The 21,900-nt window shown below is 49.0% G+C and carries 23 protein-coding genes; all 23 read left to right on the top strand.

Annotated elements, in window-relative coordinates:
• Nucleotides 1-24: 24 nt before the first annotated feature.
• The 23 genes from EDM58_RS15880 to fliJ all read left to right on the top strand — a co-directional run bounded on the left by EDM58_RS15880 (nucleotide 25) and on the right by fliJ (nucleotide 21,895).
• On the top strand, nucleotides 25-378 hold the full coding sequence (locus EDM58_RS15880) for a hypothetical protein (protein WP_122914201.1): 354 nt from the start codon (nucleotides 25-27) through the stop codon (nucleotides 376-378).
• Entirely contained in the window at nucleotides 375-1,181 is an 807-nt protein-coding gene (locus EDM58_RS15875; RefSeq protein ID WP_122914200.1) for a CBS domain-containing protein, read from the top strand. Before EDM58_RS15880 ends, EDM58_RS15875 begins: the two co-directional genes overlap by 4 nt.
• Nucleotides 1,182-1,327: 146 nt before the next feature.
• The gene (locus EDM58_RS15870) at nucleotides 1,328-1,642 is read left to right on the top strand and encodes a YbjQ family protein (RefSeq protein WP_023557175.1); all 315 of its coding nucleotides are present in this window, start codon (nucleotides 1,328-1,330) and stop codon (nucleotides 1,640-1,642) included.
• A 74-nt stretch (nucleotides 1,643-1,716) separates the two neighbouring features.
• Entirely contained in the window at nucleotides 1,717-2,049 is a 333-nt protein-coding gene (locus EDM58_RS15865; protein ID WP_122914199.1) for an SCP2 sterol-binding domain-containing protein, read from the top strand.
• 191 nt (nucleotides 2,050-2,240) lie between these two features.
• Entirely contained in the window at nucleotides 2,241-3,134 is an 894-nt protein-coding gene (locus tag EDM58_RS15860; RefSeq protein ID WP_122914198.1) for an AlbA family DNA-binding domain-containing protein, read from the top strand.
• Between the two features lie 41 nt (nucleotides 3,135-3,175).
• Entirely contained in the window at nucleotides 3,176-4,231 is a 1,056-nt protein-coding gene (locus EDM58_RS15855; RefSeq protein WP_122914197.1) for a hypothetical protein, read from the top strand.
• A 184-nt stretch (nucleotides 4,232-4,415) separates the two neighbouring features.
• Nucleotides 4,416-5,576 (top strand): ADP-forming succinate--CoA ligase subunit beta, encoded by a 1,161-nt coding sequence (gene sucC / locus EDM58_RS15850; protein ID WP_023557172.1) that lies wholly within the window; start codon nucleotides 4,416-4,418, stop codon nucleotides 5,574-5,576.
• Between the two features lie 43 nt (nucleotides 5,577-5,619).
• Entirely contained in the window at nucleotides 5,620-6,522 is a 903-nt protein-coding gene (sucD, locus tag EDM58_RS15845) for a succinate--CoA ligase subunit alpha (protein ID WP_023557171.1), read from the top strand.
• A 12-nt stretch (nucleotides 6,523-6,534) separates the two neighbouring features.
• Nucleotides 6,535-7,779: a DNA-processing protein DprA gene (gene dprA, locus EDM58_RS15840; RefSeq protein WP_246000780.1), complete on the top strand. Its 1,245-nt coding sequence runs from the start codon at nucleotides 6,535-6,537 to the stop codon at nucleotides 7,777-7,779.
• Nucleotides 7,780-7,885: 106 nt separating this feature from the next.
• Nucleotides 7,886-9,964: a type I DNA topoisomerase gene (gene topA, locus EDM58_RS15835; protein WP_122914196.1), complete on the top strand. Its 2,079-nt coding sequence runs from the start codon at nucleotides 7,886-7,888 to the stop codon at nucleotides 9,962-9,964.
• A gap of 33 nt (nucleotides 9,965-9,997) precedes the next feature.
• Nucleotides 9,998-11,299, top strand: coding sequence for an FADH(2)-oxidizing methylenetetrahydrofolate--tRNA-(uracil(54)-C(5))-methyltransferase TrmFO (trmFO, locus tag EDM58_RS15830; protein WP_122914195.1), 1,302 nt, complete (start codon nucleotides 9,998-10,000; stop codon nucleotides 11,297-11,299).
• Between the two features lie 73 nt (nucleotides 11,300-11,372).
• Nucleotides 11,373-12,311, top strand: a complete 939-nt coding sequence (gene xerC / locus EDM58_RS15825) for a tyrosine recombinase XerC (protein ID WP_122914194.1) — start codon at nucleotides 11,373-11,375, stop codon at nucleotides 12,309-12,311.
• Nucleotides 12,312-12,330: 19 nt separating this feature from the next.
• Nucleotides 12,331-12,873 (top strand): ATP-dependent protease subunit HslV, encoded by a 543-nt coding sequence (gene hslV / locus EDM58_RS15820; RefSeq protein ID WP_023557166.1) that lies wholly within the window; start codon nucleotides 12,331-12,333, stop codon nucleotides 12,871-12,873.
• 19 nt (nucleotides 12,874-12,892) lie between these two features.
• Complete coding sequence (gene hslU, locus EDM58_RS15815; protein WP_122914193.1) at nucleotides 12,893-14,290, top strand: ATP-dependent protease ATPase subunit HslU; 1,398 nt, start codon at nucleotides 12,893-12,895, stop codon at nucleotides 14,288-14,290.
• 46 nt (nucleotides 14,291-14,336) lie between these two features.
• Entirely contained in the window at nucleotides 14,337-15,116 is a 780-nt protein-coding gene (gene codY, locus EDM58_RS15810; RefSeq protein WP_122914192.1) for a GTP-sensing pleiotropic transcriptional regulator CodY, read from the top strand.
• A 376-nt stretch (nucleotides 15,117-15,492) separates the two neighbouring features.
• Complete coding sequence (gene flgB, locus EDM58_RS15805; RefSeq protein WP_122914191.1) at nucleotides 15,493-15,906, top strand: flagellar basal body rod protein FlgB; 414 nt, start codon at nucleotides 15,493-15,495, stop codon at nucleotides 15,904-15,906.
• Between the two features lie 3 nt (nucleotides 15,907-15,909).
• Nucleotides 15,910-16,368: a flagellar basal body rod protein FlgC gene (gene flgC, locus EDM58_RS15800; protein ID WP_122914190.1), complete on the top strand. Its 459-nt coding sequence runs from the start codon at nucleotides 15,910-15,912 to the stop codon at nucleotides 16,366-16,368.
• 24 nt (nucleotides 16,369-16,392) lie between these two features.
• Nucleotides 16,393-16,689 (top strand): flagellar hook-basal body complex protein FliE, encoded by a 297-nt coding sequence (fliE, locus tag EDM58_RS15795; RefSeq protein WP_122914189.1) that lies wholly within the window; start codon nucleotides 16,393-16,395, stop codon nucleotides 16,687-16,689.
• A gap of 30 nt (nucleotides 16,690-16,719) precedes the next feature.
• Nucleotides 16,720-18,303 carry a flagellar basal-body MS-ring/collar protein FliF gene (gene fliF, locus EDM58_RS15790; protein ID WP_122914188.1) on the top strand — a complete coding sequence of 528 codons (1,584 nt, stop codon included), beginning with the start codon at nucleotides 16,720-16,722 and terminating at the stop codon, nucleotides 18,301-18,303.
• A 12-nt stretch (nucleotides 18,304-18,315) separates the two neighbouring features.
• On the top strand, nucleotides 18,316-19,329 hold the full coding sequence (gene fliG / locus EDM58_RS15785) for a flagellar motor switch protein FliG (protein WP_023557159.1): 1,014 nt from the start codon (nucleotides 18,316-18,318) through the stop codon (nucleotides 19,327-19,329).
• Nucleotides 19,313-20,131 carry a FliH/SctL family protein gene (locus EDM58_RS15780; protein WP_122914187.1) on the top strand — a complete coding sequence of 273 codons (819 nt, stop codon included), beginning with the start codon at nucleotides 19,313-19,315 and terminating at the stop codon, nucleotides 20,129-20,131. The genes fliG and EDM58_RS15780 overlap by 17 nt, the downstream gene beginning before the upstream one ends.
• Entirely contained in the window at nucleotides 20,128-21,447 is a 1,320-nt protein-coding gene (gene fliI, locus EDM58_RS15775) for a flagellar protein export ATPase FliI (RefSeq protein ID WP_122914186.1), read from the top strand. The genes EDM58_RS15780 and fliI overlap by 4 nt, the downstream gene beginning before the upstream one ends.
• A gap of 1 nt (nucleotide 21,448) precedes the next feature.
• Nucleotides 21,449-21,895 carry a flagellar export protein FliJ gene (gene fliJ / locus EDM58_RS15770; RefSeq protein WP_122914185.1) on the top strand — a complete coding sequence of 149 codons (447 nt, stop codon included), beginning with the start codon at nucleotides 21,449-21,451 and terminating at the stop codon, nucleotides 21,893-21,895.
• The last annotated feature ends 5 nt before the right edge of the window (nucleotides 21,896-21,900 follow it).

Genomic DNA, 21,900 nt, shown 5'->3' with positions numbered 1-21,900 from the left:
TGACAACGTTGGAGGAATAGTGGTATGAATGATAAAAACGTTTACTCGAGGAAAGCGACTCTTTCCCTTAAAATATCGGAATTTGAAGTGCCGCCTATGCAAGACTTGCTGATCGTCGGGAAAAAGGCCCCTATTGGGCCGGAAGCGGTGAGGAGAATGGCCGAAGCCCTCTCGCCGGAACAGTTCACTTTGATTCGGATAGATCATCCCAAAATCGAGGCAGTCTTGCTGCGAAATTCGCTCTTGCAAATGCTGGATGAGAAATTGTTGATGGGCATCATCATGGAAGAAGCTGAGCGGATGATCAGCGATTCGATGGTGTTGCGATCCGAGTTGAAAATTGCCGTAACTGTTCAGCGTGAGGTGGAGTTGTCATGAAGGTCTCCGATATGATGCTGACTATGCTCCATACGATCACGTCGGATAAGAGTGTCGCCCATGCTTCCGAGCGAATGAGAGAGCAGCGGGTAAGCTCGTTGCTTGTAATGGACCACGGCGAAGTGATCGGCATGCTCACACCAAGGGATATTTTTGCTTCTCATCCCAATCGAATCGTCGCGGATGCCATGAGTCCGGGGCCTATTTGTATATCCTCGGATCAGACGGTTTGGGATGCAGGCAGATTGATGGAGGAACACGGAGTTGAGCAGGCTCTGATCATGGCGGAGGACGAATTGGCAGGCTGGATAACAAGAGAGAACATCATGATCAAATTGGCTGAATTTCGAGATCCGTTAACGGGATTATTTCGCGCTCCCTACATTCAAACGATTGGTGAGCGCTTATTATATGAAAAAAAACCGTTCCACCTGCTATTTATTGACCTGAACAATTTCGGGCAAATTAACAAACTGTACGGTCATCCATTTGGTGATGATGTCATTCGGGAATATTCCTCCTTGCTTGCCACCATGATGGACGAAAGATATGACCATGTAAGCAGATACGCTGGCGACGAGTTTGTCGTCATTTCTACGGCAGACGACGATCGAATCCTTTCCTATATCGATCAGATGGAAACACCGATCGGGATTCGTCACATGCAGGTATCAGCAGCCGTCGGTCATGTTAATGGCTATCTCGATCCGAACTTTTTTACCTATTCGTTTCGGGAGTTGATTGAGAAAGCCAGCCTGCTGTCTACATCGACAAAGCAACGGATCGCTGGTACGGTACTCTAGGAAGGAGCCCGATACATTACGGGGAATAGGGATTGCCCGCGAAACATACACTTTTGGATAATGGATGAAGCCAATGCAACGAAACTGGATCGATTTTCAATCGTAGTAAAGAATAGAGTGACTGATAAGTTGAGGAGGCTGCAAAAATGATCGTATCAACCACCAACACCCTTCAAGGGAAAGAAGTAACGGAATATCTGGGTATCGTCAGTGGAGAAGTAATTATGGGGGCGAACGTTGTCCGTGATTTTCTAGCGGGGATAACCGACATTATCGGAGGCAGAAGCGGATCCTATGAAAGCAAACTGTCCGAGGGCCGCGAGCTGGCTCTTCGAGAGATGACGGAAAAAGCCCGTTCTTTGGGTGCCAACGCTGTAATTGGTGTCGATCTCGACTTTGAAACGCTGCGAGAAGGCATGATGATGGTGATTGCAACAGGCACTGCTGTACGCGTGAAATAAGCCGGGGGTTCCCGGCTCTTTTTATATCGGGAGCAGATACAAGAGAAGAAAAAGCAAAGAGAGGAGAAAGCAAGATGTCGGTAGAACAAACCCTTGCAAGCCTATTGGAGAAAATGAACTCAAACCCTCATGGGATCGAAGGAATGACGGCGGTTTACCACTTTCAATTGAGCGGAGCAGATGGCGGTACCTATCAGGTGAAAATTGAGAATAGTCAAGCTACATATGAAAAAGGAGCAACTGAAGAAGCGGGATGTACATTGGAGCTCTCCGACGAGAATTTTATCAAGCTCGTTCATGGCAAATTAAATCCGACCACCGCTTTTATGATGGGGAAACTGAAGATTAAGGGGGCAATGGGCCTTTCTCTAAAATTGCAAACGATATTACAGACCTATCAATCCTGAAAAATCAGAGTCGAATAAGCGTCCATATAAGGCGTGTGGCCTTCCTGATTTGGAAGTGCCGCTCGCTTTTTTAGTTCTTTTGTATTAGGTCTAAAGCGGGCAATAGTGAGAAATGACTAGTCAATTACGGGAAGATTGCGATAAAATATGACCAACAATTGAGAAGCCAAAACGCGAAATAGAGGGAAGCCATGCGCCAACAGTATTCGTTTATCGCTGTCGTCCTTTCTTTGGATGAAGAGAAGGTCATCTTTGACCTGTATCAAGGGACGGCGCCGTCCAGTCATGACCGCGACTTGTTGAAGCACAAGGCAACGTTGCCCCGCCATTATTTTGATACCTTGATTTATGCTGGCGTGCTTCTGGCCCAAGGGGAGACACATTACCAAGTCTTGCCGCAGAAACCCGCTTCTATCGGGATGAACATCCGTTCACTTGGCAATATCGTCCTTTTTGATATGTGTTTTTCACCTCAGACCTACAAACTTTGGCAGAATACAGATGCTGTCCTGGAAGACATCTCGCTGCCAGCCGATATTTTTGAGGAGTATGTGTATCGTCTGGGAGCGATCAGCCGATTCCGCTATTTGGGCCGCGTAGAGGATCCACAGGTAGCAACACAGTTGGGCGAAAATGATATGATAGAGTTCAAGCGTGATTTTCTGCTGTCCAAAAGCGGCATCATCAAGACCGTTGTGGCATTTGCCAACTCGAACAACGGGAATCTGTTCCTTGGCATTACGGATGAAGGGGAGATTGTCGGCGTCAATCACGAAATCGAACAGTACGGGGACCCGGATAAGTATCTTTTGGCCATCACGCAATACATACAAGACAAAACATCACCTTTCCTCACGCCGTTCCCCAAGATTTCCCTGAAGAAAGTCATGGATAAATACGTCGTTGCCATCTTTGTCGAGGTATCCTCCGAATTAATTTGCGGTTTGGATAAAAATGGGGAAAAGTACGTCGTCATTCGGACCAACAATCGATCTGTCCTGGTGAAAGATCCGCATCAGATCGGAGAGATTTACGTGAAGCGCAAGCTGGGAAGTGAAATCAGCCGTCGATTGGGGCTTCTGTAGCAAATGCAGTGTACTATGCACACGCAAGGGAGGCTGGATGCATGAAATCGTCTTTTCGTGCTTACCTGTTTCGTATACTGGTAGCTGGTTTATTGGTAACTGGGTGTTCCCAGGACCAGACTGTCCGATCCGACATGAGAGGAAGTATCGAAACAGAATTGGGTGCAGTTGAAAAGGTGACTGTCATGTCTACGGATGGGCAGGAAATTCCACTGAATATGCCCGTTTTTCTCGAAGAACTTGCCGAGCAAGGAAACGAGCTGGAAGTATCGCCTGATCCGTTAAAACAGGAGGATGTGCGTTTTACACTTGTTTTGTACAGGAAAAATCTGGCGCCACTGGTTGTTTCGATTGGTGAAAAAGCCAGTCAGTACGGGGATCGAACGTTCCGAGGTCCCGGAGCCATCCGTTTTTACGAGTGGATACACCGACAGACCGGCTTAGGAATTGTCTCTCAGGAAATGAATAGTATTTTCCTCACTGCCGAGGATCTTTCCTCGACCAAATTATTGCTGGACTCTGAGCGGGACGTCGTAAAACAAATCCTTCGGGAAGCGGATCCCGAACGTGAGCAAGGGAAAAGGCAATATCCGCTGCATCCGTATTACAGGATGAGGATCCATTCTAACGAACGACCCATGGAGGTCACGGTTCTGACGCCGACCCTCATCTCCATCCCATTCGGCAGGGAGACACATATCTACCATGTGGAGGGTTCCTTGTTTTCGCAATTGACTTCATGGCTGCCTCCACAGGAGAAAGCCGCAGATCCGCTGGAGAAGCTCTTCAAAGCGACGAAGCTGCGAGTCGAAGCGACAGAAACGGAACAGATTGAGAACAAGGAAATCGACCTGACGGCTACGACCATCAAGCAAGGAATGGCTCATGAGATCGTACGGACGATCAAAGGAGCTGCTTCATTGGCCGAAGCACCTGCTCAGCCAGGAAAGCCTCGCTTTGTATTACATTTTGTTACAGGGGATTCGACACGTTTCGTCACGATTTACCCGCACTATTTTCAGTTTGAAAACTCGTGGTTTTCGCATAATCAAGCTGACCAGTATATTCTGAAACTCCTTGATTCGTCTGGAAAATGAGGAGGGGACTCATGAATCAGATCTATATTGGTCAGGATAAATGAGAAACATATTACTACCACTTTTGCAAGTTTTGTCGTAGAATAGAACTGTTGCACTGATAGTGGAGGGTTTGACTGGGACAGTTCGTTTTCTGCCCTGTCAAAATACCTGCCGATCTTTATCTGCCATAGGAGGATGGAGAATGAACATTCATGAGTATCAAGGTAAAGAGATACTTAAACAGTACGGTGTAAAAGTCCCTGAAGGCCGCGTAGCCTTTACAGTGGAAGAGGCAGTGGAAGCTGCCAAAGCACTCGGTACTCAAGTCAATGTAGTAAAAGCTCAGATTCATGCAGGTGGACGCGGTAAAGCAGGCGGCGTAAAAGTTGCGAAAAATCTTGACGAGGTGCGTACATACGCCCAAGAAATTTTGGGTAAAGTGCTCGTCACCCACCAAACAGGTCCAGAAGGGAAAGAAGTAAAACGCCTTCTGATCGAGCAAGGCTGCGACATCAAAAAAGAATACTACGTTGGTGTCGTCGTTGACCGTGCAACAGGCAGCGTCGTCATGATGGCTTCTGAAGAGGGCGGTACAGAGATTGAAGAAGTAGCTGAACGCACTCCAGAAAAAATCTTCAAAGAAGTAATCGACCCGGTAACTGGTCTGAATGCTTTCCAAGCGCGCAGACTGGCTTACGCGATCAATATTCCAAAAGAACTGATCAACAAAGCAGCGAAGTTCATGATGAGCCTCTACCAAGCTTTCGTTGAAAAAGATTGCTCTATTGCAGAAATTAACCCGCTCGTTGTAACAGGCGACGGTGAAGTAATGGCCCTGGATGCCAAACTGAACTTCGACAGCAACGCGCTCTACCGTCACCCTGACATCGTAGCGCTGCGCGACCTGGATGAAGAAGACGAGAAGGAAATCGAAGCTTCCAAATTCGACCTGGCATACATCGCGCTCGATGGCAACATCGGTTGCATGGTAAACGGTGCTGGTCTGGCGATGGCTACTATGGACATCGTGAAATTCTACGGTGGCGACCCAGCCAACTTCCTTGATGTAGGTGGCGGAGCTACTGAAGAAAAAGTTACCGAGGCTTTCAAAATCATCCTTCGCGATGAAAAAGTAAAAGGTATTTTTGTCAACATCTTCGGCGGCATCATGAAATGTGACGTCATTGCAAATGGCGTTGTCAATGCAGCGAAACAAATCAAATTGGACAAACCACTGGTTGTTCGCCTCGAAGGCACCAACGTGGAACTCGGAAAGAAAATTCTCAACGAGTCCGGTTTGAACATCGTAGCTGCAGAATCCATGGCTGATGGCGCTGAGAAAATCGTATCTTTGGTGAAGTAAACTAGACGATCAGATACGTTAAAAAAGGTGGGAAAAATACGCGATGAGTATTCTCGTTAATAAACATACAAAAGTGATTACACAAGGGATCACCGGTGCTACTGGTTTGTTCCACACTCGCGGTGCTGTTGAATACGGTACGCAAATGGTGGGCGGTGTAACACCTGGTAAAGGTGGAACAGAGGTAGACGGTATTCCGATTTTCAATACAGTAGCGGAAGCAGTAGAAAAAACAGGCGCGAATGCATCTGTTATCTACGTAGCTCCTCCTTTCGCAGCAGATGCGATCATGGAAGCAGTCGACGCTGAGCTGGACCTCGTGATCTGCATCACAGAGGGTATTCCAGTCCTCGACATGGTAAAAGTAAAACGCTACATGGAAGGCAAGAAAACCAAACTGATTGGTCCTAACTGCCCAGGCGTTATCACACCAGGCGAGTGCAAAATCGGTATCATGCCAGGCTATATCCATACTCCAGGTAAAGTGGGTATCGTATCCCGCTCTGGTACCCTGACTTATGAAGCAGTTCACCAAACCTCTACTCGCGGCATTGGTCAATCCACTGCTGTAGGTATCGGTGGGGACCCTGTAAAAGGCATGGAGTTCATCGATGTTCTGAAAATGTTCAACGAAGACCCAGACACTGAAGCAGTCATCATGATTGGCGAAATCGGTGGTACTGCAGAAGAGGAAGCAGCTGACTGGATCGCTGCCAACATGAAGAAGCCAGTAGTAGGCTTCATCGGCGGTCAAACAGCGCCTCCAGGAAAACGCATGGGTCATGCTGGCGCGATCATTTCCGGCGGAAAAGGTACTGCTGCTGAGAAAATCGCGAAGCTGGAATCCTGCGGTGTTCGCGTAGCTAAAACACCTGCTGCCATCGGTGAAACGCTGGTAGAAGTGTTGAAAGAGCGCGGCATGCTGGACAAAGTAATGTCGAAATAAGTCGATCAACGTATGATGGAAGACGGACTTGCTGACGCAGGTCCGTCTTTACTTTTTTTGAACACCTCCTTTGTCTTTCGCTACAATGTGCTGGAGTACCACGACAGTCAAGAAATCCAGTCATTGGCGAAGGAGAGATGGATCATGGACGATCTGACCACCCGGGAGCGGGATATACTCTATTTTCTGTTGATGATCCCAGGGCTTGGCCGCAAGCGAATCCGCGCTGTCTACGAAACCTATGGATCATATACGGCAGCCATGGAAGATTGGGAAGATCTCGTTCAACTATTGAAAATAAAGGATGCAGCTATTCCGCCGAGCGCCAAAAAGTCACCCATGGAGGCCGTGAAGCAGCTCGCCTATGAACGAGAAACAAGGAAGGTACGATTCCTTGCTTGTACCGATCCAGGGTACCCTGAGCGCCTGAGGCAGATACCGGATCCGCCTCTTGCCCTTTTTTATCGGGGAGAGCCTTCCTTGCTTCTGGATGAGAAAACGATTGGCGTCGTGGGATCGCGCAAGCCATCTCCGTACGGCCGTGCCGTATGCGCTACCCTGACAAAAGAGCTGGCGCATGCCGGGTTTACGATCATTTCAGGCCTTGCGTACGGAATCGATGGGGAAGCGCATGAGACGGCCATAAAAAACGGAGGAAGAACAATTGGAGTCATGGGCTGCGGGATCGATCAGATCTATCCGGCAGGACATAGGCACCTGTACCACAAAATGGAGTCGATGAACCTGCTCATCTCGGAATATCCTCCTGGTACTCGGGCGACGCCGGGGCTATTTCCGGAGCGCAACCGAATCATCAGTGGATTGAGTGCTGGCGTACTGATCGTGGAAGCAGCGGAGCGTAGCGGTTCCCTAATCACGGCAGACTGTGCGCTTGAGCAAGGGAAGGATGTGTATGCAGTCCCGGGACCGATTTTTTCAGAGTTGAGTGCAGGACCGCATAATTTGTTGAAGCAAGGTGCCAAGCTTGTGACAAAAGTCAGTGACATTCTGGAAGAGTGGGAGCATATTTTATCCCCATTCGGAGCAGATAATAATATAGAAGGAACACGAATCTTGTCGATGTCAAAGGAAGAGATGAGTGTATACCAGAGACTTACGGAAGAAGGCGTTCACACTGATGAGTTGCTGCTGGCAGTCCCCGTATCCGAGAGAGGAATGCTGCATCAGACACTTCTGATTTTGGAGGCGAAAGGGCATATTGCCAGTCTCCCGGGCGGGTATTATGCCCGCAGGTAGCTCCCCATTCTCATTCTGATGCGCTATTGCGCGTTCAAGTGTTTGACAAATCTAATTGGCATCATTAATAATAGGGGAGATTCCTTACTAAAAGGGGAGGAAAAAAATGGCTGACACGCTCGTAATCGTAGAATCCCCTGCGAAAGCGAAAACCATCGGGAAATACCTAGGCAGCAAATATATCGTAAAAGCATCAATGGGCCATGTGCGCGACCTTCCCAAAAGCCAAATGGGTGTGGACGTCACACGTGCTTTTGAACCGAAATACATAACCATTCGCGGCAAGGGTGACGTATTAAAAAGCCTGAAGGACGCTGCAAAAAAGGTAAAGAAAGTCTATCTGGCGGCTGACCCGGATCGCGAAGGGGAAGCAATTGCTTGGCATTTGGCGCAGTACTTGGGGCTGGATATGAGCCAGCCGTTGCGCGTCGTCTTCAACGAGATTACCAAGGATGCGATCAAAGAGGCATTCAAGCATCCGCGTCACATCAACATGGACCTGGTCAATGCGCAGCAGGCAAGGCGCATTCTGGATCGGCTTGTCGGATACAACATCAGCCCGATCCTATGGAAAAAAGTACGAAAAGGCCTGAGCGCAGGACGTGTACAGTCCGTTACTGTGAAGCTGATCATGGATCGCGAGCGGGAGATTCAGCAGTTTGTCCCGGAAGAATACTGGACAATCGCAAGCAAGCTGTTGAGCAACGGCAAAGAATTTGAGGCTAAGTTTTATGGCTATGGGGAAGAGAAGGTAGAGCTTTCCTCTGAAGATGATGTGAAGCAGGTCTTCGAACGAATCAAGGACCAGTCCTTTACCGTTCAGAAGGTGACCAAGCGGGAGCGCAAACGCAACCCGGCTGCCCCTTTCATCACCAGCTCGTTGCAGCAGGAAGCAGCCCGCAAATTGAACTTCCGTACGGCCAAAACCATGCGAATCGCGCAAGAGCTGTACGAGGGGATCGATGTCGGCGGCAAGGAAGGCGCAGTCGGTTTGATTACGTACATGCGCACCGACTCGACACGCATCTCCGAGACGGCACAAAAGGAAGCGAAAGAGTACATTCTTGAAAAGTATGGCCAAGACTACATCTTGACCGAACCTCGCGTCCAAGCCAAGAAAGAGAATACACAAGATGCGCACGAAGCGATTCGTCCTACATCTGTGAGTCGTACGCCGGATGAGATCAAACAATTCCTGTCCCGTGACCAGCTACGTTTGTATCGATTAATCTGGGAGCGTTTCCTCGCCAGCCAAATGGCTTCTGCCGTATTGGATACGATGAGCGTCGACATTGAAGCGGGAGGAGTTCTCTTCCGGGCTACGGGTTCCAAGGTAAAATTCCCGGGTTTTATGAAAGTATATATTGAAGGAAATGATGATGGCGCGGAAGAGGAAAGCTTCTTGCCGCCGATCGAGGAAGGACAGGTTCTGGAATGTCTTGAATTGGAGCCGAATCAGCACTTCACTCAGCCGCCGCCGCGGTATTCGGAGGCCCGACTCGTCAAGACTTTGGAAGAACTGGGGATCGGACGGCCTTCCACGTATGCGCCAACGCTAGAGACTGTTCAGAAACGTGGCTATGTCGCACTGGAAGAAAAGCGATTCGTCCCCACTGAACTTGGCGAAATCATCATTACGCTGATCGAGGAGTTCTTCCCGGAGATCCTCGACGTGGAATTCACGGCGAAGATGGAATCAGGTCTGGATGCCGTGGAGGAGGGGATCACGGACTGGGTAAAGGTTCTGGATTCGTTCTATGATGATTTTGCCAAGCGAGTCGCTTACGCAGAGGAAGAGATGAAGGAAGTCGAACTCAAGGATGAAGAGTCCGACGAGAATTGCGAGCTCTGCGGCAGTGTGATGGTCTACAAGCTTGGCCGGTTTGGAAAGTTTCTGGCATGCTCGGGCTTCCCGGATTGCAGAAATACGAAAGCAATTGTCAAAGAAATTGGCGTAAAGTGCCCGCTTTGTGAAACTGGATCCATTATTGAACGTAAATCTAAGAAGAGTAGAATTTTCTACGGATGCAATCGATATCCGGAGTGTGATTTCGTTTCTTGGGACAAACCGATTGCCCGTCCTTGTCCGAAATGCTCGCATATGCTTGTTGAGAAGAAACGCAAAAAACAGGGTGTCAGTATCGTATGTACGAATTGTGACTATCAGGAGGAAGCAGATTCCTGATGTGATTTTCAGTAGGCTTGGAGGAATGACAGCATGACACTAGCAGCGATAACCGTCGTCGGAGCCGGCTTGGCTGGGAGTGAAGCCGCTTGGCAGATCGCCCAGGCCGGGGTTCCGGTTCGCTTATATGAAATGAGACCAAAGACCCAGACGCCTGCGCATCATACAGACAAGTTTGCGGAATTGGTCTGCAGCAACTCACTGCGTGCCAATGCACTGACCAACGCAGTCGGAGTTTTAAAGGAAGAAATGCGTCGATTCAAATCTGTAATTATCGGTGCAGCCGATCGCTGTGCGGTCCCGGCAGGCGGGGCCTTGGCGGTTGATCGGCATGAATTTGCGGACTATGTGACCAATGCCGTCCGCAATCATCCTTTGATTGAAGTCATGACAGAGGAGATCACTCACATTCCAGACGGCATCGTCGTTATTGCGACAGGCCCGCTTACCTCTCCCGCATTGTCGGAGGAGTTGAAGCGTTTGACAGGTGAGGATTATCTGTACTTCTATGATGCCGCAGCCCCGATCATCGAAAAAGAATCGATCGATATGAACAAGGTTTTCATGGCTTCCCGCTATGACAAGGGAGAGGCTGCTTACCTGAACTGTCCGATGACGGAAGAGGAGTTCAATCGCTTTTACGACGAGTTGATCGCAGCAGAGGCAGTCCCGCTGAAGGAGTTTGAAAAAGAGATCTTCTTTGAAGGCTGCATGCCAATCGAAGTAATGGCAAAGCGAGGACGCCAAACCATGCTGTTCGGTCCGATGAAGCCTGTCGGATTGACCGATCCGCATACTGGCAGAAAACCGTATGCTGTTGTGCAGCTTCGACAGGACAATGGCGCAGCAACGCTTTATAACATCGTCGGTTTTCAAACCCACCTGAAATGGCCAGAGCAAAAGCGGGTCTTCTCTCTGATCCCTGGATTGGAGAACTGTGAAATCGTCCGCTACGGGGTAATGCATCGCAATACCTTTATCAACTCGCCGAAGCTGTTGAAGCCGACCTATCAATATAAGGATCGCGATACCTTGTTCTTTGCAGGTCAAATGACAGGGGTCGAAGGATATGTGGAGTCCGCTGCCTCCGGTCTCCTGGCTGGGATGAACGCAGCCAGACTGGCCAAGGGTGAGGAGCTGCTAGTCCTTCCGCCGGAGACAATCATGGGAAGTATGGCAAAGTACATCACCACCGCAGATCCGAACCATTTTCAACCGATGAATGCCAATTTCGGACTGGTCCCCGAGTGGCCGGAGCGGATTCGCAACAAACGGGAGAAAAACGAAAAACTCGCTGAGCGGGCGCTAGATACAATTCAGAATTTTACACAATAACGACACAATTTACATTGAAATCTGATTTTCCACTGTGTTACTATATAGGTGCTTCGAGGAGGGTGCATCCCATATGGACACTTCGCCGCAATTTCAAGCTGAGATCTTGATGTTTACTCGCTATTTGCGAATCGAAAAAAACGCCTCTCCTCATACGGTGAAGCAATACGTGGCAGATATCCGAGAATTTGTCGCTTTTATGGAACAGCACCAAATCACTGCATTTGCTGCTGTTTCTTATTTGCATGGTCGCTCCTTCCTAGCGCACTTGGCAAAAAAGGGGCTTTCCCGTCGCAGTATTGCCCGCAAGCTGTCCAGTTTGCGCAGCCTTTGTCGTTTTCTAATGCGTGAAGGTCAGTTGGAACAAAATCCATTTCAAATGGTCTCGACTCCAAAGATGGAGAAGAAGCTCCCTTCCTTTTTGTATCCACAAGAAGTGCAGGAGTTTTTTGATCTTCCCGACATGACTACTCCTTTAGGAATTCGTGATCGACTGATTTTTGAACTGCTTTATGCAAGCGGCATGCGCGTGTCCGAATTGGTCATGCTAACGATAAAGGATGTCAATCTCTCTATGGGAGTCGCCTTGGTGTATGGTAAGGGCGCAAAAGAACGATATGTTCCAATCGGAAGTTATGCTTGTGACATTCTTCGGCAATACCTAGAATATGGAAGAAATAAGCTGATGGCGGGCAAAGAAGACCACGGCAGACTGATCGTGAACTACCGGGGAGAGCCGTTATCGGATCGAAGTGTTCGCCGGATCGTGGACAAATATGTCGATACCTATGCGCTTCATCTGCGTGTATCGCCCCACACATTTCGTCACACATTTGCGACTCATATGCTGAATGGAGGAGCGGATCTTCGCGTTGTTCAGGAGTTGCTGGGGCACGTCAATATTTCGACAACACAGGTATACACACATGTGACCAAGGAGCGGCTTCGCGATGTATACGACACCGCTCATCCGCGCGCATCGATGCGCAATTCCGGTTCCACCAATACGTAATCGGGAGGAAGCCGATAATATGGAACAGTTTCATGCGACAACCATTTTTGCCGTGCATCACAATGGCTCCGTCGCGATGGCCGGGGATGGCCAGGTTACCTTTGGCCAAAGCACAGTCATGAAGCACGGAGCAAAAAAAGTAAGACGTCTCTATCGGGGCGAAGTTCTTGCCGGTTTTGCCGGATCTGTTGCAGATGCGATCACTCTCTTTGAAAAGTTTGAAGGCAAACTGGAGGAGTATCATGGCAATCTGCAGCGGGCGGCGGTCGAACTGACAAAGGAATGGCGAATGGATAAGGTCCTCCGCAGGCTCGAAGCAATGATGATTGTGGTCAACAAGGAGCACATCCTCTTGCTGTCGGGAAACGGGGAAATCATCGAACCGGATGACGGCATCTTGGCGATTGGCTCCGGAGGCAGTTTTGCGCTGGCTGCAGGTCGCGCTTTGAAAAAATATGCCCCGCATCTGAGTGCCCGCGAAATAGCAGAGGCGTCATTGCATACGGCTGCCGATATTTGCGTCTTCACGAACCATAATCTAGTAGTGGATGAGTTGAACTGATCAAAAGGGAGGTTTATCCGTGCGAAATGATGAGCAGTTAACCCCGCGAAAGATCGTCGAACATCTAGACAAATACATTGTCGGACAGGCGCAAGCAAAGAAGGCGATTGCCGTTGCGCTTCGCAATCGCTATCGAAGAAGCAGGCTGCCTGAGCAGATGAAAGACGATGTCGTGCCCAAAAATATTCTCATGATCGGGCCGACTGGGGTAGGGAAAACAGAGATCGCTCGCAGGATTGCCAAGCTGACGGGAGCTCCCTTTATCAAGGTGGAAGCGACCAAATTTACGGAAGTGGGCTATGTCGGCCGCGATGTGGAGTCCATGGTGCGCGACCTTGTTGAAGCCTCCATTCGCACAGTAAAGCAGGAAAAGATGGAAGAGGTAAAGGAAAAAGCAGAAAAGCTTGCGAACGAAGCGATCGTAAATGTTCTGGTTCCTTCTCGCAAGCAGCAAAATTCCTTTAAAAATCCACTTGAAATGTTTTTTGGCGGACAGCAGCAGCAACAACAAAACAATCCGGACCCGGATGAAGCGTCTGTGCAGCAACAAAAAAGGCAGGTTGCTTGGCAACTGGCCAACGGACAGCTGGAGGACCAGGTCATCGAGATCGACGTAGAGGACCAGTCACCCACGATGTTCGACATGTTTCAGGTTCCGGGCAGCGAGCAAATGGGCATGCAAATGCAGGATATGCTCGGCAACCTCTTGCCCAAACGGACGAAGAAACGAAAATTGCGAATTAAAGATGCCCGAAAGGTATTAATTCAGCAGGAAGCGCAAAAACTGGTGGATATGGATGAAGTAACGCAAGAATCCATTCGCCGCGCAGAGAATCACGGGATTATTTTCATAGACGAGATCGACAAAATCGCGGGAAAAGACGGACGCGGCCCGGATGTTTCCAGAGAAGGTGTGCAACGCGATATCTTGCCGATAGTGGAAGGCTCGACGATCATGACCAAGTATGGTCCGGTCAAAACCGATTACGTGCTGTTCATTGCCGCGGGAGCTTTTCATATTGCCAAACCGTCTGATTTGATTCCGGAGCTGCAAGGGCGTTTCCCCATCCGTGTAGAATTGACCAGCTTGCTCGTCGAAGATTTCGTCAGAATTTTGACGGAGCCCAAAAACGCCTTGCTCAAACAATACACGGCGCTATTGGAAACAGAAGGGGTACGTGTCGAGTTTACACCGGAAGCGATTCAGGAAATTGCGCGCTTGGCAGCTGAGGTCAACCAATCGACCGATAACATCGGTGCGAGAAGATTGCACACGATCCTGGAAAAGCTGCTTGAAGACTTGTCTTTTGAAGCGCCGGACATTCATCTCGAGGTTGTCCAAATCACGCCAGATTACGTTCAGCAAAAATTGGGAACGATTGCTGGAAATAAAGATTTAAGCCAATATATCTTGTAATAGCACGCTGGGCAGCGATGATCTGCCCATGGGAGGAAAAATACCAATGGATCTTTTATCAAAAACAAGAAGAATTAACCGCATGCTGCAGAAATCTGCAGGTCATGCCGTGAACTTCAATGAGATGGCACAAGTTTTGAGCGATGTCATTGAAGCCAACACATTTGTCGTGAGCAGAAAAGGAAAACTGCTTGGCTTTGCCATTCACCAGGAAATGAACAACGCGCGTATGCGCAAAATGCTGGAGGAGCGCCGTTTTCCAGAAGCGTACAGCCAAGGTCTGTTGAAGGTGGAAGAGACATCAGCAAACCTGGACGTCGACAGCCCGTACACGATTTTCCCGGAAGAAATGAAAGAAGTATTCCGTACCGGATGGACCACTCTCGTACCGATTATCGGTGGAGGGGATCGTTTGGGTACCCTGATTCTGGGCAGAATCAATGATCAATTTGTCGATGATGACATGATTCTCGCAGAAGTTGGGGCGACTGTAGTAGGCATGGAGATTTTGCGTGAGCGTTCGGAAGCGATCGAAGAAGAAGCACGCAGCAAAGCTGTTGTGCAAATGGCGATCGGCTCGCTTTCGTACAGTGAACTCGAAGCTGTTGAACATATCTTTGAAGAGTTGGAAGGCAAAGAAGGCTTGCTCGTAGCGTCTAAAATTGCAGACCGTGTCGGAATCACTCGATCTGTCATCGTCAATGCGTTGCGCAAGCTGGAGAGTGCAGGCGTGATTGAATCCCGTTCATTGGGGATGAAAGGTACTTTCATCAAAGTGCTGAATGAAAAACTGTTGCCTGAACTGGAGAAATTAAAAAGCTCTTAAATTGGAAGTCTAAAATAGAGATGTATCTTACCATAAGGACGTGGCAGCTCCGGCTGCCCCGTCTTTTTTACTGGGTATAAAGTCCTATACGAGAAAATGATATTACCTAAAAAATACCAAATTTCATAGATTTTACAGGATGATTTATCCTGTGAAAATCTGACAGTTGCAATGAACAAACTGGAAATAACGCAATTATGACAAGTGTTCACGCTGATTAGTCCCATTGAATCATTTTATGGAAGAACAAGAAATAGGGGCTTTTTGAATAATAGCGATTTTGCTATGATGGTTACGTAATAATGTCGAAAATAGAGGAATTATTGGTGCATTTGTGGAATTTGCACAAACGAGATCAGATTATGGGGGGAGAAACATGCTGAACAGCAATCATTTGCAGATCTTGGAACGATCATTGGATGCTGCAACACTGAGGCATCGGACAATCGCAAATAATATTGCGAACATAGATACCCCTCAATACAAAAGCAAACAAGTTGTGTTTGAAGAATTCTTGCAACAAGAATTGGCCGGGATTCAAGGAACACGGAAGCTTGAAGCGTATCGTACAGATGCGCGGCATATTCCATTTTCGAACAGCGGGTCAGGCTTATTGCCGCAGATCATATCCAACCCTGATCAGATTGTGCAGAATAATGGGAATGATGTCGACATGGAATCCGAGATGAATCAATTGGCAAAAAACACGATTTGGTACAACGGTTTGACCCAGCTTACAGCAGGTTCATTCCAAAAGCTGAAAAATGTGATTCAAGGTGGGGGGAAATAGGTCATGAACTTGTTTCACGGTCTTAACACCAGTGCCTCGGCACTGACGGCCAATCGACTTCGCCTGGACACCATTGCCGCCAACGTCGCCAACTATGAATCGACTCGAGCAAACTTTGTGGATGGGGCATGGCAGCCGTACAAGCGAAAAATGGTTGAGCTTTCTCCGAAGTCTCAACAAAGCTTCGACAATTTTCTGCAAGCAGCTGTAGGAACGGTTACGGGGCAAGGAACCGAGCAAGGAGTGCGCGTAACAGCCATTCGCGAGGACAATACGCCTTTCAAGCGGGTATATGAACCGACACATCCTGACGCGGATGCGGAAGGATACGTATTGAAGCCAAACGTTGACTTGATGAAGGAAATGGTAGACATGATCTCTGCTTCCCGCGCCTACGAGGCAAACGTTACGGTCCTCAATGCAACGAAAAGCATGATGATGAAAGCACTGGAAATCAGATAAGACTAAGGCAGGTGAAAAAGAAGAATGGACATCAACGCGCTCCCGCAAATTAGTCCGATCCGGACGCAATCGATGCAGAACCTCCAAACTCCTGCAGAGGTGACGAAAGGTTTTTCTGCGTTTCTTACAGATGCCCTGAATCAAGTCAATCAGGCTCAGGTCGACTCTGCCAATATGGCTGATCGTTTTGCTGCAGGTAATGTGGAGATCCATCAGGTTACAATCGCAAGTCAAAAGGCATCTGTCATGCTTGATTTGACCATGCAAGTGAGAAACAAGGTCATTGAATCCTATCAAGAGATCATGCGGATGTCTATTTAAGTGCTGTTGGTATCCTTCGAGAGGTGAATCATGAACGAGCGCATAGCTTTATACAGAGAAAAGCTGGGGGCAAAATGGAACCAGTTTTCAAAAAAACAAAAGTGGATGATCGCAGGGATTTCCTTGTTTTTGCTCCTGTCACTCGGACTATACATATTCATTGCTTCTCAACCAGTATACAAGCCCCTATACAATCAGCGGCTGAGTGAACAGGAAATCGGAGCAATCAAGGCAGAGCTGGATAATCAGAAAATCCCATACAAAATCACGGGCAACGGTACAGGCATTGAAGTGCCGGAAAAAATGGCGCAGGACGTGATCGTTGACCTGGCGGCACAAGGAATTCCGAGTGAAGCAGGCTTCAACACGGAATTGTTTTCCAGTACGTTGGGCATGACAGATCGTCAATTTGACGTCATGAAAAAAGAAGCCTTGCAGCAAGAATTGAAAAAATTGCTGGAGCGCGTGAAAGGCGTAAGAAGCGCGCAGGTAATGCTGACTCTTCCCCAGGAAAGCCTGTGGGTAACCCAAACGGCAGATACCGCCACAGCTTCTGTCGTCGTTGACGTAGAGCCAGGGACAACCCTGGATCAAAAGCAGATCAACTCGCTGTACTTGCTCGTCTCCCGAAGTGTTCCCAAGCTGCCGATGGAAGCAATTGCAATCATGGATCAATACTCCAATCCATTGGAGCGGACCGACGGGAATGACAATGAAGCGTCCATTAGCAATTTCAAGCAGCAAGAAGAGATCAAGGCGGAGATCGAAAAGAAAATCCAGCAGAATCTCTACAACCTGCTCGGCACGATTATGGGCAGAGACAAAGTGATCGTCCATACGTTTATTAATATGAACTTTGACAAGGAGAACCGCGTAGAAAATATCGTGGAGGCTCCTGATAAAGAAAATAACGAAGGACTTATCATCTCTTCCCAACGTTTATCCAAAGCGTTTTCCGGACAAGGCGCACCTCCAGGGGGAATTGCCGGTACAGGCGACAATGCAGTGCCGAGTTATCCTGGCGCCAACCCGCAAGGAACAAACAGTCAATACGAGGAACTGAACGATACCATCAACCGGGAAGTGAACCGGATCACCCGAAATGTTGTCATGAGCCCTTACAAGATCGACGACATTACTATCAACGTAGGTGTCGAACCCCCGGCTGGCGGACAACTGGATGATGCGACAATCGAAAGCATCAAGCAAGTTCTTCGCAATGTCGTGCGTGTTACGTTGAGCAACAGTGGATTGGAATTGACCCAAGAAGAATTAGATCAGCATATTTCTGTTTTGCCACGTGAATTCTCGGGTAAAGTCAATGTAGCGGATTCTACATCGCTCAATCCTGCTCTCCTTTGGACTGTAGGCGGAATCGCGGCTTTGGCTCTTGCGGCAGTAGCCTTTCTGCTTATTCGCAGACGGCGTCAGAATCAACTTCAGGAGGCTGATGATCCAGAACTGATGGATGCACAGCAACCTTTGGAAATCCCTGATTTGATGTATCAAGAGGATAATGATCAGGTTGTCGTCAGAAAACAGCTTGAGAAGTTGGCGCGAAGCAAGCCAGATGAATTCGTAGTACTGCTTCGTACATGGTTAGCAGAAGATTAAGGAGTGAAAGGTATGGCTCGCGGCGCTAAAGAGTTGACTGGACGACAGAAGGCGGCTATCCTGCTCATCTCGCTGGGGCCCGAAATCTCAGCACAGGTGTTCAAGCACTTGCGTGAAGATGAGATTGAACAATTGACGTTGGAGATTGCCAATGTCCGTAAAGTGGATACCGACGAGAAAGATAAGATCTTATCCGAGTTTCATCAAATCGCTGTCGCAAAAGAGGTTATTTCTCAAGGTGGTATTACGTACGCCAAGGAGATTTTGCAAAAAGCGCTTGGTGAAACCAAAGCAATGGATATCATCAATCGCTTGACGGCCAACTTGCAGGTAAGGCCGTTCGATTTTGCAAGGAAAGCGGACCCTGGACAAATTCTCAACTTTATCCAGAACGAGCATCCGCAGACGATTGCACTGGTGCTGTCCTATCTGGAAGCGCAGCAAGCTGCAATGATCCTATCCGCATTGCCGCAAGAGCGTCAGGCAGAAGTCGCCAAACGGATCGCCGTGATGGACAGCACTTCACCGGAAGTGATCGCTCAAGTCGAGCAAGTATTGGAGCAGAAGCTTTCTGCGACAGTGACGCATGATTATACGCAGGCTGGCGGTATCGAAGCAATTGTTGCGGTTCTCAACGGTGTAGACCGCGGGACAGAGCGCACGATTCTCGATTCCCTGGAAATTCAAGATCCCGAGCTGGCTGAGGAAATCAAGAAGCGTATGTTCGTCTTCGAGGATATTGCTACTTTGGACAATCGTTCCATTCAACGCGTCATCCGCGATGTGGAAAATGCCGATCTGCAGCTCTCCCTCAAGGTATCGAGCGAAGAAGTGCGTGAAGTCATTTTCCGCAACATGTCGAAACGCATGGCGGACACCTTCAAGGAAGAAATGGAGTTCATGGGGCCTGTCCGACTTCGTGATGTCGAAGAAGCGCAATCCCGCATTGTTGCGATTATCCGTCGCCTAGAAGAGGCGGGTGAAATCATCATCGCACGCGGTGGAGGAGATGATATCATTGTCTAGGATCATCAAGAGCGCTACGTATCAGCCCTCGGAAGATTCTGTTCTCCTCTCCGTGAAGCCTGTACTCTTACAGACGGAGATTGATCCGGAAAGGTTGCAAAAAAATCAACAAATTTTGCATCAAGCTGAAGAAGAAGCAAAAACAATCATTCAGGACGCGGAAGAATCCGCTCAAAATATTCTTCGACAGGCTGTTGAAGAAGCCGAGTCGCTCAAGCAGCAGGCGATGCAGGAGATCGAGGATTGGTGGCAGCAGAAGCGCGCCGAGGCAGATGCCCTGTTCCAGGATGTGCGCATGAATGCTTCCCGAGAGGGGCACGAAGAGGGGCGCATCGAAGGACGACGCCAAGCCTATGAGGAAGAGACTGCGGCTGTCATGCAGGCACGTGAAGTACTTGAAAAAGCGTTTGCCGAAAAGGACAGGGTCATCGCAGAGGCAGAGCCATTTTTGGTGGAGCTCAGCATGGAGGTAGCGCAAAAGGTTATCGGACTGGAATTGGAGCAAAAGCCCGACCACGTGGTGGAAATAGCCAAAAAAGTTCTGCGCCGATCAAGGGTACATGGAAATGTGACCATCTGTGTCAACCATCGCTACTTTGAACTCGTCCAGGATAGCCGCGCACAATTGCTCGCTTTGCTGGATGGACAAGCTGAGTTGTCCATCTACCCGGACTATACCGTACAGGACGGAGGATGCGTGATTCGGACTCCTCTCGGAAGTGTCGATGCAAGAATCGATACTCAACTCACTGAAATCAAACAGGTGCTTCTGGAGATCGCCCGAGGAAGTGAACAGAGATGACGATTCTCGATTTGTCCAGGTACAAGCAGGCATTGCAAGCGTTGGACCCGATGAGGGTGAATGGGAAAGTGACGCAGGTCGTCGGCCTGACGATCGAATCCGAGGGACCTGAAGTCAAGCTCGGAGAAATCTGCCACATCACCCCTCATCACAGTCAGGAACCGATCATCGCAGAGGTTGTCGGTTTCCGGGAGAACAAGGTGCTGTTGATGCCCCTCGGGGAACTGACGGAAATCGGGCCGGGATGTGATGTTGTTGCGACAGGACGTGCGCTGGACGTCAAAGTGGGCCCGGAAATATTGGGTAGGATTCTCGATGGTTTGGGACGGCCGTATCAAGGGGCGCTGCCATTTGGGCTGACCTCTTACCCGACGAACAATATGCCGCCCAACCCCATTCTTCGTCCGCGCATCAAAGAACCACTTAGTGTAGGCGTGAGAGCGATAGACGGACTCTTGACGATTGGGAAGGGACAGCGCGTAGGGATTTTCGCCGGTTCGGGGGTCGGAAAAAGTACGCTGATGGGGATGATCGCCCGCAATACCACAGCTGATATCAACGTGATCGCGCTGATCGGAGAGCGTGGCCGCGAGGTAATGGAGTTTATCGAGCGTGATTTGGGGGAAGAAGGCTTAAAGCGATCCGTTGTGGTTGTCGCTACCTCTGATCAACCTGCAATGATCCGGATCAAGGGTGCGATGATTGCGACTTCTATCGCCGAATATTTCCGCGACCGCGGGATGAACGTCATGCTGATGATGGATTCGGTCACCCGATTTGCCATGGCGCAGCGTGAGATTGGACTCGCGATCGGGGAACCACCAGCTACAAGGGGTTACACGCCATCGGTTTTTGCGCTTTTGCCCAAACTGCTGGAACGAGCAGGGACGGCGGACCGGGGCAGTATTACAGCTTTTTACACGGTGCTGGTTGATTCAGACGACATGAATGACCCTATCGCAGATGCTGTGCGCGGGATTTTGGACGGACACATCGTGCTGGACCGTAAAATTGCCCAAAAAGGTCATTTTCCTTCCATCGATATTTTGCAAAGTGTAAGCCGCGTTATGACCGAGATCGTGAGCGACGATCATCAGGAGGCGGCAAGGCAGCTGAAGCGGCATATGGCGACTTTCCGGGAAGCGGAAGATCTCATCAACATTGGCGCTTACAAAGCGGGAACAAATCGCGATATCGACGCCGCGATTCGCTATCGTGACATCATTCGCGACTTTACGGCTCAAGGCACCCATGAGCCATCTGATCTCGCAAGTACGATCAAGGCTTTGACAGCTCATTTTGGAGGAGTGAACTAAGATGAAAATGTTCCAGTTTCATCTCCAAAAGGTTCTGGATCTGAAAGAAAAAGAAAAAGAACAGGCGGAGTGGGCTTTTGGCAAGTCGATTCAGCAGAAAAACGAAGCAGAGTGGATGCTGTATCAAATGTACGAACACCACGATGCAATGACGTTAAAGCTTGAAGAGGTTCAAAATCAATCATGCAGTGCTGCTGAACTGATCATGATCAGCCAGTATAGGCAGTCCGTAGAACGCTCAATCAACCATCAGAAACAAACGCTGCGGGGTTGTGAGCAGGAAGTGGAACGCTGCCAATCCAGCTTGAGAGAGCGAATGAAGGAATCGGAGCTGTGGCAGCGACTGCGCGAACGTTCACTCACGCAATTCCTCGAGGCTCAAAAGCTGAAGGAACAAAAAGAGATGGACGAGATCGGCACCCAGCTCTATCTTCGCAGAAGCAACTGAGGAGG

Origin of the sequence: Brevibacillus panacihumi (genome assembly GCF_003710985.1) — a bacterium.
GTDB classification, from domain to species: Bacteria; Bacillota; Bacilli; order Brevibacillales; family Brevibacillaceae; genus Brevibacillus; species Brevibacillus panacihumi.
This window is presented reverse-complemented; position numbering and strand designations above follow the sequence as displayed.

What these genes read in the sequence shown, in the direction of transcription:
- EDM58_RS15880 (WP_122914201.1), top strand. Translation starts at nt 25, where the DNA reads ATGAATGATAAAAACGTTTACTCGAGGAAAGCGACTCTTTCCCTTAAA.
- EDM58_RS15875 (WP_122914200.1), top strand. Translation starts at nt 375, where the DNA reads ATGAAGGTCTCCGATATGATGCTGACTATGCTCCATACGATCACGTCG.
- EDM58_RS15870 (WP_023557175.1), top strand. Translation starts at nt 1,328, where the DNA reads ATGATCGTATCAACCACCAACACCCTTCAAGGGAAAGAAGTAACGGAA.
- EDM58_RS15865 (WP_122914199.1), top strand. Translation starts at nt 1,717, where the DNA reads ATGTCGGTAGAACAAACCCTTGCAAGCCTATTGGAGAAAATGAACTCA.
- EDM58_RS15860 (WP_122914198.1), top strand. Translation starts at nt 2,241, where the DNA reads ATGCGCCAACAGTATTCGTTTATCGCTGTCGTCCTTTCTTTGGATGAA.
- EDM58_RS15855 (WP_122914197.1), top strand. Translation starts at nt 3,176, where the DNA reads ATGAAATCGTCTTTTCGTGCTTACCTGTTTCGTATACTGGTAGCTGGT.
- sucC (WP_023557172.1), top strand. Translation starts at nt 4,416, where the DNA reads ATGAACATTCATGAGTATCAAGGTAAAGAGATACTTAAACAGTACGGT.
- sucD (WP_023557171.1), top strand. Translation starts at nt 5,620, where the DNA reads ATGAGTATTCTCGTTAATAAACATACAAAAGTGATTACACAAGGGATC.
- dprA (WP_246000780.1), top strand. Translation starts at nt 6,535, where the DNA reads ATGATGGAAGACGGACTTGCTGACGCAGGTCCGTCTTTACTTTTTTTG.
- topA (WP_122914196.1), top strand. Translation starts at nt 7,886, where the DNA reads ATGGCTGACACGCTCGTAATCGTAGAATCCCCTGCGAAAGCGAAAACC.
- trmFO (WP_122914195.1), top strand. Translation starts at nt 9,998, where the DNA reads ATGACACTAGCAGCGATAACCGTCGTCGGAGCCGGCTTGGCTGGGAGT.
- xerC (WP_122914194.1), top strand. Translation starts at nt 11,373, where the DNA reads ATGGACACTTCGCCGCAATTTCAAGCTGAGATCTTGATGTTTACTCGC.
- hslV (WP_023557166.1), top strand. Translation starts at nt 12,331, where the DNA reads ATGGAACAGTTTCATGCGACAACCATTTTTGCCGTGCATCACAATGGC.
- codY (WP_122914192.1), top strand. Translation starts at nt 14,337, where the DNA reads ATGGATCTTTTATCAAAAACAAGAAGAATTAACCGCATGCTGCAGAAA.
- flgB (WP_122914191.1), top strand. Translation starts at nt 15,493, where the DNA reads ATGCTGAACAGCAATCATTTGCAGATCTTGGAACGATCATTGGATGCT.
- flgC (WP_122914190.1), top strand. Translation starts at nt 15,910, where the DNA reads ATGAACTTGTTTCACGGTCTTAACACCAGTGCCTCGGCACTGACGGCC.
- fliE (WP_122914189.1), top strand. Translation starts at nt 16,393, where the DNA reads ATGGACATCAACGCGCTCCCGCAAATTAGTCCGATCCGGACGCAATCG.
- fliF (WP_122914188.1), top strand. Translation starts at nt 16,720, where the DNA reads ATGAACGAGCGCATAGCTTTATACAGAGAAAAGCTGGGGGCAAAATGG.
- fliG (WP_023557159.1), top strand. Translation starts at nt 18,316, where the DNA reads ATGGCTCGCGGCGCTAAAGAGTTGACTGGACGACAGAAGGCGGCTATC.
- EDM58_RS15780 (WP_122914187.1), top strand. Translation starts at nt 19,313, where the DNA reads ATGATATCATTGTCTAGGATCATCAAGAGCGCTACGTATCAGCCCTCG.
- fliI (WP_122914186.1), top strand. Translation starts at nt 20,128, where the DNA reads ATGACGATTCTCGATTTGTCCAGGTACAAGCAGGCATTGCAAGCGTTG.
- fliJ (WP_122914185.1), top strand. Translation starts at nt 21,449, where the DNA reads ATGAAAATGTTCCAGTTTCATCTCCAAAAGGTTCTGGATCTGAAAGAA.